This is a genomic window from Pseudomonas sp. GW822-FHT07A10 (assembly GCF_058798795.1).
Genome location: NZ_JBXAKV010000019.1, coordinates 77494 through 93718 on the forward strand (window position 1 = coordinate 77494; position 16225 = coordinate 93718).

General features: G+C 59.8%; 15 protein-coding genes. 14 read left to right on the top strand and 1 reads right to left on the bottom strand.

The features are described 5' to 3' along the window. Positions 1-219 precede the first annotated feature (219 nt). From pcaK to pcaC, 10 genes are all read left to right on the top strand, one after another. A complete protein-coding gene (gene pcaK, locus AC1RL4_RS25860) occupies positions 220-1566 on the top strand; it encodes a 4-hydroxybenzoate transporter PcaK (RefSeq protein WP_019580917.1) in 1347 nt (448 codons plus the stop codon). Positions 1567-1859: 293 nt separating this feature from the next. Further along, entirely contained in the window at positions 1860-2717 is an 858-nt protein-coding gene (locus AC1RL4_RS25865; RefSeq protein WP_018926877.1) for a CoA transferase subunit A, read from the top strand. Next, positions 2717-3496 (top strand): CoA-transferase subunit beta, encoded by a 780-nt coding sequence (locus tag AC1RL4_RS25870; RefSeq protein ID WP_019580916.1) that lies wholly within the window; start codon positions 2717-2719, stop codon positions 3494-3496. The genes AC1RL4_RS25865 and AC1RL4_RS25870 overlap by 1 nt, the downstream gene beginning before the upstream one ends. Beyond that, on the top strand, positions 3493-4698 hold the full coding sequence (gene pcaF / locus AC1RL4_RS25875) for a 3-oxoadipyl-CoA thiolase (protein ID WP_172901227.1): 1206 nt from the start codon (positions 3493-3495) through the stop codon (positions 4696-4698). Before AC1RL4_RS25870 ends, pcaF begins: the two co-directional genes overlap by 4 nt. Before the next feature lie 37 nt (positions 4699-4735). Beyond that, entirely contained in the window at positions 4736-5440 is a 705-nt protein-coding gene (gene pcaH / locus AC1RL4_RS25880; RefSeq protein WP_230175516.1) for a protocatechuate 3,4-dioxygenase subunit beta, read from the top strand. A 1-nt stretch (position 5441) separates the two neighbouring features. Beyond that, positions 5442-6008: a protocatechuate 3,4-dioxygenase subunit alpha gene (gene pcaG, locus AC1RL4_RS25885; RefSeq protein ID WP_018926873.1), complete on the top strand. Its 567-nt coding sequence runs from the start codon at positions 5442-5444 to the stop codon at positions 6006-6008. Positions 6009-6240: 232 nt separating this feature from the next. Continuing rightward, complete coding sequence (locus AC1RL4_RS25890) at positions 6241-7536, top strand: MFS family transporter (RefSeq protein WP_019580913.1); 1296 nt, start codon at positions 6241-6243, stop codon at positions 7534-7536. A gap of 45 nt (positions 7537-7581) precedes the next feature. Continuing rightward, positions 7582-8946, top strand: a complete 1365-nt coding sequence (locus AC1RL4_RS25895; protein ID WP_230175515.1) for a 3-carboxy-cis,cis-muconate cycloisomerase — start codon at positions 7582-7584, stop codon at positions 8944-8946. Between the two features lie 11 nt (positions 8947-8957). Continuing rightward, positions 8958-9764 carry a 3-oxoadipate enol-lactonase gene (gene pcaD, locus AC1RL4_RS25900; protein WP_230175514.1) on the top strand — a complete coding sequence of 269 codons (807 nt, stop codon included), beginning with the start codon at positions 8958-8960 and terminating at the stop codon, positions 9762-9764. A 10-nt stretch (positions 9765-9774) separates the two neighbouring features. After that, complete coding sequence (gene pcaC, locus AC1RL4_RS25905) at positions 9775-10167, top strand: 4-carboxymuconolactone decarboxylase (RefSeq protein WP_028939260.1); 393 nt, start codon at positions 9775-9777, stop codon at positions 10165-10167. A 112-nt stretch (positions 10168-10279) separates the two neighbouring features. On the opposite strand, the gene AC1RL4_RS25910 is transcribed toward pcaC, so the two are convergent. After that, entirely contained in the window at positions 10280-11539 is a 1260-nt protein-coding gene (locus AC1RL4_RS25910; RefSeq protein ID WP_230175513.1) for an OprD family porin, read from the bottom strand. 619 nt (positions 11540-12158) lie between these two features. Here AC1RL4_RS25910 and AC1RL4_RS25915 point away from each other — a divergent pair. From AC1RL4_RS25915 to AC1RL4_RS25930, 4 genes are all read left to right on the top strand, one after another. Continuing rightward, positions 12159-12422 carry an Os1348 family RiPP precursor gene (locus tag AC1RL4_RS25915; RefSeq protein WP_018926867.1) on the top strand — a complete coding sequence of 88 codons (264 nt, stop codon included), beginning with the start codon at positions 12159-12161 and terminating at the stop codon, positions 12420-12422. 111 nt (positions 12423-12533) lie between these two features. After that, positions 12534-13010: a GNAT family N-acetyltransferase gene (locus AC1RL4_RS25920; RefSeq protein ID WP_026286480.1), complete on the top strand. Its 477-nt coding sequence runs from the start codon at positions 12534-12536 to the stop codon at positions 13008-13010. Positions 13011-13024: 14 nt separating this feature from the next. Then, positions 13025-14185, top strand: a complete 1161-nt coding sequence (locus AC1RL4_RS25925) for an aKG-HExxH-type peptide beta-hydroxylase (protein WP_019580907.1) — start codon at positions 13025-13027, stop codon at positions 14183-14185. A gap of 16 nt (positions 14186-14201) precedes the next feature. Beyond that, positions 14202-16172: a multinuclear nonheme iron-dependent oxidase gene (locus AC1RL4_RS25930; protein ID WP_230175632.1), complete on the top strand. Its 1971-nt coding sequence runs from the start codon at positions 14202-14204 to the stop codon at positions 16170-16172. Positions 16173-16225: the final 53 nt, after the last annotated feature.

Sequence of the window (16225 nt, forward strand, 5' to 3'; positions counted from 1 at the left end):
GGCAGCGTCATCCGGCGCTGCTGGCCCTCAGCCGGTTGCCGGACGACGACCCAATAATAATGAGAAGAGGCATCGTCATGTGCACGTTTCCCCACTGTCGCTGTTCCCACCGCCCTAACTGCCGAAACCGGATCGTCTGATCCCGACCTTCTTTTCTTGTGACGGCGTCAGCCTCGGCTGGCACTTGTTCGACTGCGTTCTTTGCGTGGAATAAAAATAATGAACCAGCCTCAGTCTGCTGTAGGGAACTGCCTCGACGTGCAGTCCTTCATCAACGCTCAACCCATTTCGCGCTACCAATGGCGGGTGGTGATCCTGTGTTTCCTGATTGTCTTCCTCGATGGCCTCGACACCGCGGCCATGGGGTTTATCGCGCCGGCATTGTCCCAGGACTGGGGCATCGATCGCGCCAGCCTCGGCCCGGTGATGAGTGCGGCACTGATCGGCATGGTCTTTGGCGCCTTGGGTTCCGGGCCGTTGGCTGACCGCTTCGGGCGAAAAGTCGTACTGGTAGGCGCGGTGTTGTTGTTCGGTGCGTTCAGCCTGGCATCGGCTTACAGCACCAATGTCGATCAACTGCTGGTGCTGCGTTTCCTCACCGGCCTGGGCCTGGGCGCCGGCATGCCGAACGCGACCACGCTGCTGTCCGAATACACCCCGGAACGCAAGAAATCCCTGCTGGTGACCAGCATGTTCTGCGGCTTCAACCTCGGCATGGCCGGGGGCGGGTTCATCTCGGCCAAACTGATCCCGGCCTTCGGCTGGCACAGCCTGTTGATGATCGGCGGGATTCTGCCGCTGATACTCACCGTCGTTTTGCTGTTGTGGTTGCCTGAATCGGCGCGCTATCTGGTGGTGCGCAATCGCGGTACCGACAAAGTGCGCAAGGCCCTGGCACCGATCGACCCAGCGGTGGTGGCCCAGGCTTCGAGTTTCAGTGTGCCGGAACAGAAAACCGTGAAGGCACGCAATGTGTTCGCGGTGATCTTCTCCGGTACTTACAGCACCGGCACATTGTTGCTGTGGCTAACGTACTTCATGGGGCTGGTGATTGTTTATCTGCTGACCAGTTGGTTGCCGACGCTGATGCGTGACAGCGGCGCGAGCATGGAGCAGGCCGCATTCATTGGTGCGCTGTTCCAGCTTGGTGGGGTGTTGAGCGCAGTGGGCGTAGGTTGGGCGATGGACCGGTTCAATCCGCACAAGGTCATCGGCACTTTCTACCTATTGGCCGGGGTGTTTGCCTACGCGGTAGGGCAGAGCCTGGGCAACATCGCCGTGCTGGCGACCCTGGTGCTGGTGGCTGGGATGTGTGTCAACGGCGCGCAATCGGCAATGCCGTCGCTGGCGGCGCGTTTTTACCCGACGCAAGGGCGGGCGACCGGTGTGTCGTGGATGCTTGGGATTGGCCGCTTCGGCGCGATCCTCGGGGCGTGGATGGGCGCGACGTTGCTGGGCCTGGGCTGGAACTTCGAGCAGGTGCTGACGGCGCTGGTGATTCCGGCCGCGTTGGCGACCACGGCGGTGGTGATCAAGGGCATGGTCAGCCATGCGGATGCGACCTGAGGGCGATTTCCGAGATTGTTCGATCGTTCCCACGCTCTGCGTGGGAACGCCTCAATGGACGCTCTGCGTCCGCTTTTGGGGCGCGGAGCGTCCCTGGCTGCATTCCCACGCAGAGCGTGGGAACGATCTGAAAGAGAACGATAGTGAGGTAACAATCTGTTCGATAAACGAACGCTCAGTCGATTATCGGATTGTTTGGGTCATTCCAGGGGCTTAATCTTCAGTCATTCCGGCGCTGCGCATCGGCGCCTTTTTCCCACACTGTCGGTTAACAATAAACGGGAGCCTGCCCCATGGCTGAAATCCTTTCGCTGCATGACGCGGTGAAGCAGTTCGTCAACGACGGCGATACCGTCGCGCTCGAAGGCTTCACTCACCTGATTCCTACGGCGGCCGGTCACGAAATCATTCGTCAGGGTAAGAAAGACCTGACCCTGGTGCGGATGACGCCTGACTTGATCTACGACCAGTTGATCGGTGCCGGTTGTGCTCGCAAACTGATTTTCTCCTGGGGCGGCAACCCCGGCGTCGGTTCGCTGCACCGTCTGCGTGACGCAGTCGAGCGGCAGTGGCCGCATGCGCTGGAAATCGAAGAGCACAGCCACGCCGACCTGGCCAATGCCTACGTCGCGGGCGCTTCGGGCTTACCGTTCGCGGTGCTGCGTGCCTACGCCGGTTCCGACCTGCCGAAGGTCAACCCGCTGATCAAAACCGTCACGTGCCCGTTCACCGGCGAAGTGCTGGCGGCGGTACCGTCGGTGCGTCCGGACATCACCGTGATTCACGCGCAGAAAGCCGACCGCCAAGGCAACGTGCTGCTCTGGGGCATCCTCGGGGTGCAGAAAGAAGCGGCGCTGGCGGCCAAGCGTTGCATCGTCACCGTCGAAGAAATCGTCGATGACCTCAACGCACCGATGAACGCTTGCGTGCTGCCGACCTGGGCTCTGAGCGCGGTCTGCCACGTACCGGGCGGCGCGCATCCGTCCTACGCCCACGGTTACACCGAGCGTGACAACCGCTTCTACCAGGCCTGGGATCCGATTGCCCGCGACCGTGAAACCTTCACCGCGTGGATCAACGAGTACATCCACGGCTGCGCTGACTTCAGCGAGTTCCAGGCCAAGCTGGCCGCTGCTTCGGAGGCCAAGTAATGACTTACACCACCAATGAAATGATGACCGTCGCCGCCGCCCGCCGCCTGAAAAACGGTTCGGTGTGCTTCGTTGGTATCGGCCTGCCGTCGAAAGCCGCCAACCTGGCGCGACTGACGTCCTCGCCCGATGTAGTCCTGATCTACGAATCGGGTCCGATCGGTGCCAAGCCAAGCGTACTGCCATTGTCGATCGGTGACGGTGAGCTGGCGGAAACCGCCGACACCGTCGTCCCGACCGGCGAGATTTTTCGCTACTGGCTGCAGGGCGGGCGCATTGACGTCGGTTTTCTCGGTGCCGCGCAAGTCGACCGTTTCGGCAACATCAACACCACGGTGGTCGGCGACTACCACCAGCCGAAAGTTCGCCTGCCAGGTGCAGGTGGCGCGCCGGAGATCGCCGGTTCCGCCAAGAGCGTGCTGATCATCCTCAAGCAGTCGGCGCGTTCGTTCGTCGACAAGCTCGACTTCATTACCTCGGTTGGTCATGGCGAGGGCGGTGATTCGCGCAAACGTCTCGGCCTGCCAGGCGCCGGTCCTGTCGGCATTATTACCGACCTGTGCATCATGGAACCGGAAGCCGGCACCCATGAATTCGTGGTCACCGCGCTGCACCCAGGGGTGACCCGCGAGCAAGTGATCGCGGCCACCGGTTGGCCGATTCGTTTTGCCGACACCGTTGAAAACACTGCCGAGCCAACTGAAGTCGAGTTGACCGCGCTGCGTGATCTGGAAGCCCGCACTGCGGCGGCCCACGGCCAAGCACCCGGAGAAGCCTGATGCGTGACGTTTATATCTGCGACGCGATTCGTACCCCCATCGGCCGTTTCGGCGGTGGCCTGTCGGCGGTTCGCGCCGATGACCTGGCCGCCGTGCCGATCAAGGCGCTGATGGCGCGCAACCCGTCGGTGGACTGGAACGCGGTGGACGAGGTGTTCCTTGGCTGCGCCAACCAGGCCGGCGAAGACAACCGCAACGTGGCTCGCATGGCGTTGCTGCTGGCGGGGCTGCCGGAAACCATTCCTGGCGTCACCCTCAATCGCCTCTGCGCTTCGGGCATGGACGCTATCGGCACTGCGTTTCGGGCCATCGCCAGCGGTGAGATGGAGCTGGCGATTGCCGGTGGCGTCGAATCGATGTCCCGCGCGCCATTCGTGATGGGCAAGGCGGACGCCGCGTTTTCGCGCAACATGAAGCTGGAAGACACCACCATCGGCTGGCGTTTCATCAACCCGTTGATGAAAGCCCAGTACGGCGTTGATGCAATGCCGCAAACCGCCGATAACGTGGCCGACGATTACCAGGTTTCCCGCGAGGATCAGGACGCTTTCGCACTGCGCAGTCAGCAACGGACAGCCGCCGCGCAAGCCGCAGGATTTTTCGCCGAAGAAATCGTTGAAGTACGCATTGCCCACAAGAAGGGTGAAACAGTGGTCAGCCAGGACGAACATCCTCGCGCCGACACTACACTCGAAACCCTGGCCAAACTCAAACCGGTCAACGGCCCCGACAAAACCGTCACCGCCGGCAATGCCTCCGGTGTGAACGACGGTGCTGCAGCGCTGATTCTGGCTTCGGCCGAAGCCGTGAAGAAACACGGCCTGACCGCCCGCGCCAAAGTGCTCGGCATGGCCAGCGCCGGTGTCGCACCACGGGTGATGGGTATTGGCCCGGTGCCGGCGGTGCGTAAATTGACTGAGCGCCTGGGCCTGGCGGTCAACGATTTCGACGTGATCGAACTCAACGAAGCCTTCGCCAGCCAGGGTCTGGCGGTGCTGCGTGAACTGGGACTGGCGGATGACGCGGCCCAGGTCAACCCGAACGGTGGAGCCATTGCCTTGGGCCATCCTCTGGGCATGAGCGGCGCACGTTTGGTACTGACCGCACTGCATCAACTGGAAAAGACGGGCGGCAAGAAAGGCTTGGCGACCATGTGTGTCGGTGTCGGTCAGGGCCTGGCCCTGGCGATCGAACGGGTCTGACGCACAGAAGCGACTAATAAGAATTGAGGAAAGCGCAATGACTGACAAACCAGGTTACCGTCGCCCGCAGGCGGGCACTCAGCCGGAATACCTGCACCCTTCTTATCAATCCACCAACCTTCGCTCGCCGTCCAAGCCGTTGGTGTTTTTGCCTCATTCGCTGTCGGAAATCACCGGCCCGACCATCGGCGCCGAGCGTATTCAGGAGCGGGACAACGACCTGACCGCCCAGCACTCGGGCGAGCCATTGGGTGAACGGATCATCATCCACGGCCGTGTGCTGGATGAAGACGGTCTGCCGGTGCCGGGCATTCTGGTGGAGATCTGGCAGGCCAACGCCGCCGGTCGTTACAACCATGCCCGCGACCTGCACGACGCGCCGCTGGACCCGAACTTCACCGGCACCGGTCGTACCGTGACCGACGCCGAAGGTTGGTATCAGTTCCAGACCATCAAGCCCGGTGCTTATCCGTGGGGTAACCACCATAACGCCTGGCGCCCGGCGCATATCCATTTCTCCCTGTTCGGGCCGAGTATTCTGACGCGCCTGGTGACCCAGATGTATTTCCCGGGTGACCCGTTGCTGGCCTACGACCCGATCTACAACTGCGTGCCCGATACCAGCGCCAAAGAGCGTTTGATCGCCAGTTTCGACCTGGAAAAAACCATCCCTTCCTATGCCCTCGCTTATCGTTGGGACATCGTTTTGCGCGGCCGCGACGCCACGCCGATGGAGAAATAAGATGACGCTGAACGCGACCACATCCCACACCGTCGGACCGTACTATCACATCGGCCTGACCTGGCTGAACCGTGAAGACCTGACCGTTGAACAGACCCTCGGCGAGCGTGTGGCGATCACCGGGCAAGTCGTCGATGGCAATGGCGACTTCGTCAACGACGCCATGCTCGAAGTCTGGCAAGCCAACGCCGCTGGCAAGTACGACCACCCCGAAGACGATCAGGACAAGCCCCTGGACCCGAACTTCGAAGGGTTTGGCCGGGTGCCGGTGGATGCACAAGGGCGCTTTCGCTTTACCACGATCAAGCCGGGCACCGTGGAAGGCCTGAAGGGCACGACCCAGGCGCCGCATCTGGTGGTGCTGGTGTTTGCTCGCGGGTTGGTGAAGCACTTACTGACGCGGATTTACTTCGATGGTGAGCCAGCCAACGTGGCGGACCCACTGCTCGAATGCGTGCCCGCCGAACGTCGTGGCACCTTGTTGGCGAAGCAGGATGCTGCGGGTGTTTATCAGTGGAATGTGATTCTGCAGGGGACGGATGCGGAGACGGTGTTCTTCGACTATTGAGTGGCGAGGGCTCTGCTGACCAAGGAGCTTTTTTGTGGCGAGGGGGCTTGTCGGATCGCCGAACCGCCCCGTTCGGCTGCGAAGCAGTCGTAAACCGGTTGGCGCGATCTACCTAACAGGTCGCGCCAACCGGTCTAGGGCTTGCTTCGCAAGTCAACGGGGGCAAGCCCCCTCGCCACAGCTGTTGCGAAATATGTCTAGACTCTCACGGTCCCCACAGAGTGAAAAAACAATGACAACCTCCACAGCTGTCTACACCGGTGAAGAACGCAGCAAAAGAATCTTTGCGATTGTCGGCGCCTCGTCCGGCAATCTGGTCGAGTGGTTCGACTTCTACGTCTACGCCTTCTGTGCGATCTACTTTGCCCCGGCCTTTTTCCCGTCCGATAACCCCACGGTGCAGTTGGTCAATACCGCGGGCGTGTTTGCCGCCGGGTTTCTGATGCGCCCCATCGGCGGCTGGATTTTCGGCCGGCTGGCGGACAAGCACGGGCGCAAGAATTCGATGCTGATCTCGATTCTGATGATGTGCTTCGGCTCGCTGCTCATCGCTTGCCTGCCGACCTACAACAGTATCGGTGTCTGGGCGCCGATCCTGTTGCTGTTCGCGCGCTTGCTGCAGGGCTTGTCGGTGGGCGGCGAATACGGCACCACCGCGACTTACATGAGCGAAGTCGCCCTCAAGGGCCAGCGCGGGTTCTTCGCGTCGTTCCAGTACGTGACGCTGATTGGCGGACAGTTGCTGGCGGTGTCGCTGGTGGTGATCCTGCAGCAGTTCCTCAATGAGGATGAATTGCGTGCCTACGGCTGGCGGATTCCGTTCGTGGTCGGTGCGGCGGCGGCGTTGATTTCGTTGTTCCTGCGTCGTGCGCTCAAGGAAACCAGCAGCAAGGAAATGCGTGAAAACAAAGACGCCGGCAGCATTGGTGCGCTGTTCCGCGATCACAAGGCCGCCTTCATCACCGTGCTGGGTTACACCGCCGGCGGTTCGCTGATTTTCTACACCTTCACCACGTACATGCAGAAGTACCTGGTGAACACCGCTGGCATGCACGCCAAGACCGCCAGCTACATCATGACCGGCGCGCTGTTCCTTTATATGTGCATGCAACCGTTCTTCGGCATGCTCGCCGACAAGATTGGCCGGCGCAATTCGATGCTCTGGTTCGGCGCCCTCGGCACGTTGTGCACCGTACCGATCCTGTTGAGCCTGAAAAGTGTCAGCAATCCGTTCCTGGCCTTTGTGCTGATTACCGTGGCGCTGGCGATCGTCAGTTTCTACACCTCGATCAGCGGTCTGGTGAAAGCCGAAATGTTCCCGCCAGAGGTGCGCGCCTTGGGCGTTGGCCTGGCGTATGCGGTGGCCAATGCGATCTTCGGCGGTTCGGCGGAATATGTAGCGCTGAGCCTTAAAGCCGGGGGCATGGAAAACTCGTTCTACTGGTACGTGACGGTGATGATGGCGGTGGCGTTCCTGTTCAGCCTGCGTCTGCCGAAACAGCCGAAGTATCTGGAAAACGACCTTTGATCTTTCCGCGGGGGCCGTACTGGCCCTCGCCTGCAAGGACTGTTTATGAATCAGCGACCGGGCAATCAGTTGTTCGATGCCTACTTCACCGCACGCGACATGCGTGAGGTGTTCTGTGATCAGGGCCGGGTCCAGGCCATGCTGGATTTCGAAGCCGCATTGGCCCGGGCCGAAGCACGGGTTGGCCTGATTCCGCAAGCGGCTGTCGCATCTATTGAAGCGGCTTGTAAAGCCGAGCATTACGATTTCGCCGCCCTCGGCGAGGCGATTGCCACGGCGGGCAATTCGGCGATCCCTTTGGTCAAGGCGCTGGGCAAGCAGATCGCCAAAAGCGATGCCGAAGCCGAGCGCTACGTGCATCTGGGCGCGACCAGCCAGGACGTGATGGACACGGGCCTGGTGTTGCAATTGCGCCGCGCGCTGCAACTGATCGAAGCTGATCTGGCGCAGCTGGGGGAAACCCTCGCGACCCAGGCCAAGCGATACGTCGCCATGCCGCTGGCCGGACGCACCTGGTTGCAACACGCGACGCCGGTCACCCTCGGCATGAAGATCGCCGGTTGGCTGGGCGCCGTGACTCGTAGCCGCCAGCGTCTGCTGGAACTCAAACCACGCCTGCTGGTGCTGCAATTCGGTGGCGCCTCCGGCACCCTCGCGGCCCTCGGCGAGCAAGCGATGCCGATTGCCGAAGTCTTGGCCGCGGAACTGCAACTGACCTTGCCGGAACAACCCTGGCACACCCAGCGTGATCGTCTGGTGGAGTTCGGCGCGGTGCTTGGCTTGATCGCCGGCAGCCTCGGCAAACTCGGTCGCGACATCAGCCTGTTGATGCAGACCGAAGCCGGTGAAGTGTTCGAACCGTCCGCGCCGGGCAAGGGCGGTTCCTCGACCATGCCGCACAAACGCAACCCGGTGGGCGCGGCGGTGCTGATCGGTGCGGCGACGCGGGTGCCGGGTTTGCTCTCGACCTTGTTTAGCGCGATGCCCCAGGAACACGAGCGCAGCCTGGGCCTGTGGCATGCCGAATGGGAAACCCTGCCGGAGATCTGCTGCTTGGTGTCGGGCAGCCTGCAACAAGCACTGTTGGTGGCCGACGGACTGGAAGTGGACGCGACGCGCATGACCCGCAACCTCGACCTGACCCAGGGCCTGGTGCTGGCCGAGGCGGTGAGCATCGTCCTGGCGCAACGGGTCGGTCGCGACACCGCGCATCATCTGCTGGAGCAATGCTGCAAGCGTGCTGTAGCCGAGCAACGTCATCTGCGCGCGGTACTCGGCGATGAGCCGCAAGTGACCGCCGAGTTGTCGGACGCTGAACTCGATCATCTGCTGGACCCCGCCCATTACCTCGGTCAGGCCCATACCTGGGTCGAGCGAGCGGTGGCTGAACATTTTGCGTTGACTGCCTGAAGGAGACTGCTGTGGCATTCGTACAACTCGCCGAGGGCGAACTGCACTACCAAATTCAAGGGCCGCAACTCGATGGACCGGCGGATGCGCCGGTACTGGTGCTGTCCAACTCACTGGGCACCGACCTGCACATGTGGGACGCGCAGATCCCGGCGTTCACCGAGCATTTCCGGGTGCTGCGTTTTGACACCCGTGGTCACGGCAAGTCATTGGTGACGCCAGGGCCGTACAGCATCGAGCAACTGGGCCGCGACGTGCTGGCGCTGCTGGATGCGTTGCACATCGAGCGCGCGCATTTCTGCGGTCTGTCCATGGGCGGGTTGATCGGCCAATGGCTGGGGATCAATGCCGGTCAGCGTTTGAACAAACTGATCGTGTGCAACACCGCGGCGAAAATCGGCGATCCATCGGTGTGGAACCCACGGATTGAAACCGTTCTGCGTGACGGCGCCGCGGCAATGGTGGCATTGCGTGATGCGTCGATTGCACGCTGGTTCACCCCGGACTTTTCCTCAGCCAATCCGGCAGCGGCGAAGCAGATCACCGACATGCTCGCGGCTACCTCGCCTGAAGGTTACGCGGCCAATTGCGCGGCGGTGCGTGATGCCGATTTCCGTGATCAGTTGTCCTCGATCAAGGCGCCGCTGCTGGTGATCGCCGGCACCGAAGATGCGGTCACACCGCCGTCTGGCGGGCATTTCATTCAGGAACATGTGCGGGGCGCCGAGTACGCCGAGTTCTACGCCGCGCACCTGTCCAACGTCCAGGCCGGCGCTGCGTTCAGCGAGCGGGTGCTGGCGTTTCTTTCAGGTCATTGAGGAATTTTTTGTGGACGAGAAACAACGTTACGACGAGGGCATGAAAGTCCGTCGCGCAGTGCTCGGTGACGCCCACGTCGACCGCAGCCTGAACGCGCTGACCGAGTTCAACTCGGAGTTCCAGGAGATGATCACCCGCCACGCCTGGGGCGACATCTGGACCCGCCCGGGCCTGCCGCGCCACACCCGCAGCCTGATCACCATCGCCATGCTGATCGGCATGAACCGCAACGAAGAACTCAAACTGCACCTGCGCGCCGCCGCCAACAACGGCGTAACCCGTGGCGAGATCAAGGAAGTGATCATGCAGAGCGCGATCTATTGCGGCATTCCGGCGGCCAACGCGACGTTCCACTTGGCCGAGTCGGTGTGGGATGAGTTGGGGGTTGAGTCGCGGGAGTGATCCGCGAAAGTTGTGTTGCCTGAGCTGACGCCTTCGCGGGCAAGCCTCGCTCCTACAAGGTCATGGTTAATCTTGTAGGAGCGAGGCTTGCCCGCGAAGGCGTTTTGGAGTCTTACAGCAGGCTGATCGGATAGCTGACGATCAAGCGGTTCTCGTCGAACTCGTTGTTGCTGAAGTCACGGCGGATGGTGGAGTTGCGCCATTTGACGTTGAGGTTTTTGAGCGTACCGCTCTGCACCGTATAACCCAGTTCGCTTTCGCGGCCCCATTCCTTGCCGTCGCTGGTGGTGGCGGTGTGGACGTTGTCGCCACTGATGTAGCGGTTCATCAGGGTCAGGCCCGGCACGCCAAGGGCGGCGAAGTTGTAGTCGTGGCGCACTTGCCAGGATTTTTCCCGGGCGTTGTCATAGCTGGAGTTGTAGCTGTCGTTGGCCAGGGTGCCGCCGCTGGTGCCGTTGACCCGCATCCAGGCGTTGTCGCCGGTGAGTTTTTGCAGGCCGACGTAAAAGGTGTTGCCACCGTATTTGGCCGAGAACAGGCCCGACCAGGTTTTGTTGTCCAGCTCGCCCGCCCGGGCGCTGCCGTCATCCTTGCCGTAGAAGAACCCGAGGTTGGCGCCCAGGGTCCAGTCGCCCAGCGGTTGGGTGTGGATCAGGTTGACGTATTGCTGGCTGTAGATGTCCTTGAGTTCAGCATTCCACAGGCCGATCTGAGTACGCTTGTCGTTGAAGGCGTATTCGACGCCCTGGAAGTTGAAGCGGTCTGACTTGAAGGCCGCTTTGCCGGTCATCGACATGTCGCTCATGCTGCTGTCGTCGCGCGGGCTGTTGGCGCGGAACTGGCCGCCGTAGAGCGTCAGGCCGTCGATTTCCTTCGAGGTGATCTGGCCGCCACGGAAGGTTTGCGGCAGCGAGCGACCGTCGTCCGAACGCAGGATCGGCAGCACCGGCATCCATTCGCCGACCTTCACTTCGGTCTGGGACAGCTTCGCCTTGAACGCCACGTTGGCGCGACCGAAGTTGTCCGCCGGGCGGCCATCGTGATCCAGCGGCAGCAACTGCGTCCCGCCGGTGCCTTTACCGCCGTCGAGCTTGACCGAATACAACCCCAGCACGTCCATGCCGAACCCGACGGTGCCCTGGGTGAACCCGGATTTGGCGTCGAGGATAAAGCTTTGCGTCCACTCTTCAGCCTTGCCCTGGCTCTTGGTCGGATTGGTGAAGTTACGGTTGATGTAGAAGTTACGCAGGTTCAGGTTGACCTTGGCTCCTTCGACAAAGCCCGCTTCCTCGGCCAAGGCGGGCAGGGCCACGCCGGCCAATGCGATGGCGATCAGGCTGGGAAACAAATACTGCGTGGTGGAGGAAGTCATGGGCTCGGGTCTCTCTAATTGTCAGGGATAAAGCACTACTCAGCCGCAACCAAGGGGGCGCAGACAAAAAATCGAATTCGGATAAGGGGGAGGCGAGATCAGCCGGAGCGCAGAGGGCGCGTAGTCATGGTGTCGGACCTTGTTGTTATTGATTTTTGCAGGTGCGGACAATGGTGCGAGGGATGGGCGGGGGGATTCAATTGGGGGGGATGGGGTTTTGGGCGATTAACGAACACTAATCGACGTCTGCCTGGGCGCGGACGGTATGAGGCATTCTTAATAAAATCCCATAGTTATTCGGGTTGATAAGGGGCATCCGCAGGTGTGTTCTATTAATGGCGCCTTGTTGCTTTGTTGATGTTAGATGGAAGTGTTTATTGCTTTAGTTGTAAGACGTTTCCTACAGTGTTGGCTGTCATTAAAGGTAGATCAATAGTCGCCGGTTAAACTTAAGAATTGGTGTTGTCGGTTATCGTAAAAAGATTTAAAGAGAGCCATGGGCTTGGCTGGAAAAGAAAAGAGGCCTTGCTATATTCAAATTCCTCAGGCGGGCAAAAGAAATTCTCATGCTTCGTCAGGGGATGTTTTTCGTCATGCCGAAATAACAAGGAGAAGTACCATGGGTAATAAAGTCAATCAGGAACGTTTGGCCTCGGTTCTGGGACGGGCCGTGCTGGACGAAAAATTTGCCAACGCCTTACACAGTGATCCGGCAGGGGCGGCTAAAAATATTGGCGTGCACTTAAGTACTGACGAGATCGCGGCGGTTAAAGGTATTGATGCTGCAAAACTGACGGCAGCTTCCTCCAGCATTCGGAGCAACCTGGGGATACGCGCGGTATTCGATACACAGAACCAGCAGCAACAAGCGCGCATGGATTAACGGTGGGTGATGCCATTTGGCGTGCCACGAAAGGTGGGCTTTTACGGTGGTACGCCGAATGGCCTTATCAGACTCATGACCTGAAGCACTCGGGCACGGAGTGAATGACGCATGTCTGTCACCTTGGCTCCAATGAATGACGCGGACTTTGCTACGTTCGCCGACAGAGCGCTTGCTGAATATGGCGACGGGATGGTCGCCGCCGGCGAGTGGGGCCAGGAGGAGGCGTCGCAAAGGGCACGCAGCGTCTTCGAGCAATTGTTGCCGCAAGGGCGATTGACTGAAAAGAATCAACTCTGGGTAATCCAGGATCAAGCGCGGCGCATCGGTGAATTATGGGTTGCCGAACGACACGCTGGCGCCGGTCGGATCGCCTTCATTCTGGATATTTACATTGACCCCGGCGAACGCCGCCAGGGTTATGCAAAACAATCGCTGCTGGCCCTGGAGTCATGGGCGAGCCAGGCGGGATGCAAGGAAGTGCGGTTGCATGTCTTTGGTCGCAACGATGCGGCGCGTCGTCTTTATGAACAACTGGGTTATGGCATTGCCAGTCTGACAATGGCGAAGCCGTTGCCGCCAACCTAAGGGAAGGTTGAGAAATGGACATCGGTAACAGTGGTCAACGTGAGCTCTCGGTCGAGGATTTATTTCAGGGTACGACCTTCCTTGCGGATTCGGAGCCTTCGCGATTTGAAGTCTTGCTGGAGCGTGTCAGTCGAAATCGATACACCAGCTTTGTTGCGCTGTACACCGAACTTTTTCAGTTGTTTCCCAACGCTCCACATCTGGCAGAGTTTTTTGAGCAGGCATTTAATCTTATCGTTCCTCCGACCCGTGAACAGCGCTTGATTATTAATGATCCGGTGTTTCAAGTGTGGAATGTGCTGACGGCTCATTATGCCAATCTGGTCATCACGAAAAAGACCGAGGACAGGAGTGAGCTGGAAAAAATGCTGTTTGAATTTCCAGAGATGTTAGTGCGTGTCAAAGCATCCGATAGTTCCCGCGTGAATCATTATTGCCCCCCTGTGCATCGATTTGATGTCGATCCGCTGGTAGCGATAGTGATGCCGCCCAGCTATGAGTTTCCGGAGGATGAAGCCGTCCGCAAACAGTTGGAGCGTAGCGGTTACTCCGTACGGTTTTTTTGCGACGTGGTGAATATTGCCCTGTTGCGCATAGAGCACACATGGCCCGCCTGCCGTGAGCAAATCAAAAAACTGGTCAAGTCGATTTTTTATTTACCCGATGGTTCATTTCGAAGCTGTTCGGCGTCCCGTTTCACCGGAATCATCCTGTTGTCGAGCCGGGATGATTCGATACTCGATCTGGAAGAGTCCCTGGTGCATGAGGCCACTCATCAGTTGCTCTATCACATTGTCGAGGCGTGCCCGGTCGTTAAGGAAGAGACCTCGCGGGAGCCTTTGTACACCTTGCCGTGGTCGGGACAGAAGCGTGACTTTTATGGCTACTTCCACGCGTTTTACGTGTACATCGCGTTGGTCAAATACCTGGGGCGGGTTCGTTCGCGTTCGACCGATGAGCTGCAGAGGGCGCAAAACCGTCTGTTGTACATTCTGCGAGGCTTGATCAAGGCATTGCCGGACTTTGAGGCCAGCACTGAATTCACCCCACAAGGACGTCAACTTCTGGAAAACCTCGCCAAAGAGGTCAGAGCACAGGAAAACCAATATGCCGGGCTGTTGGCGATATCGGGGACTGATACTGAGCAACAACGCTTGCTGGGTCTGACCGCCTGAAGCCGGGGAGGCTCACATGGGGATGTTTGATGCCTCGTCCTATCCCGAGGCCGGCGTAGGGCTGGAATACCATTTGCCACGGCGCAGGGCACAGGATGACCGGTCGGAGGATGGACTTGACCCGACGGTTGAGCGAATTCTCGCTGAGGGCCTGCCGCATTTCGATTACGTCGAGTTTCAGCCGACCCACTGCATCCTGCAGCCTCGTTTACTTGATCTCAGCGCTCACGTACCGAGCCTGCTGCACTCGTCCAGTTTGTCCCTGGGCAGCGTGGGCATCGCGATGGATCGCGAGTTTCTGCACATGACGCGGCGACTGTGCGACAAAACCCGCTCGCCGTGGCTGGCCGAGCATATTTCCTGGTCGCGTTTCCACGGTGGCGATACGCAGCACTTCATTTTGCCGACCCTGGCCCAAGAGGTGGCGGACACGGTGGTGGCCAATGCCATCGAATTGCGCGAGCTGACGGCAACGCTGTTGGTGCTGGAAAACGCACCGCGGTTGTTTTCGTTGCCGGGCGCACAAGAGCAGTCCGAAGGCGAGTTCATTTCCAGTGTGGTGGCGCGCAGCGGCTCGGGATTTTTGCTGGATCTCGACAGCGCGATCACGACCGCCAGAACCCAGGGTTACGACCTGAACGACTATTTGCGTTCGTTGCCGCTGGACCGGTTGATTGAGATTCACACCAGCCATCCACGGCGGGATTGGGACATTTTGCGTGAATTGTTTAAGTCATCCCCGGTGAAAGCGATCACCCTGGAGTGGGATATTTCGCGCAAAACCGATGACGCGGAACTGTTGACCTTGATCAAGGTCATCAAGTCCTTGAGGCCCAAGGCCCTGTTCTGGCAGGGGCTTGATCAACAGGGCGATCAACAGACGCCGTCGGAGGGCGCGCAGACCCTGCTGAAACTCAGGGAAAGCACCTGGCTCAGCGTTGGCTCAGCGTCGTTTTTTATCCGGGACCGGCAGCAGGACTTGAGCCTGGAGTTTGACGTGACGTTGCTGCCGTTACTGCGCCACTTCCTGAGCCCACAGACGCTGGAGAGTGCCTTGTTGCTGCCGGGGGTTTTGCAGAGTCCGGCGCAGGACGACAACCTGGCATTCCTGAAGACGCTGGTCAGCCACGGTGTTTTGCTGCCCGTGGTGAATCAATCGTGTTCGGTTACGTATAACCAGGGTAAGCATTCGCTCAACCTTTGGACCCGTTGGGATGCAGCGCTGGAGTTTTACCTGAGTACCCGGACCGGCTCGCACACGCCCTACATCAGCGTCGCCGAGCTGGAAACGGAGCTGGAGCAAAAGGCCTCGGCGCAACCTCAGCCGTCGGCGTTCAAGGACTACTGGTCCCATCCGTTCATCGCCCTGGAAAACCCGCTGCTGCCTGCCTGTGCGATCGCTCAGCCGACGCTGCTGGACTCGCTGTGCAATCGCCGCACGTCGCGAACCTTCAGTGATCAGCCGTTGAGTTCGGAACAACTGTCTTTGTTGCTCTACTACACCTGGGGCGCGACCGTCGTGCAGCACAACCGCATGGGCGACTACTTCCTGAAGAAAACCTCGCCGGCGGGCGGTTCGTTGCAGGGCACCGAGGTGTATGCGGTGCTGATGAATGTGCAAGGTTTCGAGCGGGGGCTTTACCATTATTCGGTGCGTCGTCACGGGCTGGAGCTGCTTTCCCTGGAAGATCCACGGGTCTGGATCAGCGAGGCCTGTGGTGGTCAGACATGGATAGAGGAGGCGGCAGCGGTGTTCGTTTCCACGGCGCGGGTCGAGCGGATGGCCTGGAAATACGAATTCAGCCGCGCATTGCGGGTGGCGCTGATGGATGCCGGGCATCTGAGTCAGACCTTTTCCCTGCTGGCCACCGCGCTGGGCCTGGGCAGTTTCACGACCGCAGCGTTACGCGACGAAATGTTCGAAAACCGCTTGGGGCTCGATTATCTGGAAGAACCGGTGTTTCTGGTCAATGGAGTCGGGGGCTGATACGTAAGCACTGCCTTTTTCGCGGCCAACAAAAAGCCCACCAAACGGTGGGC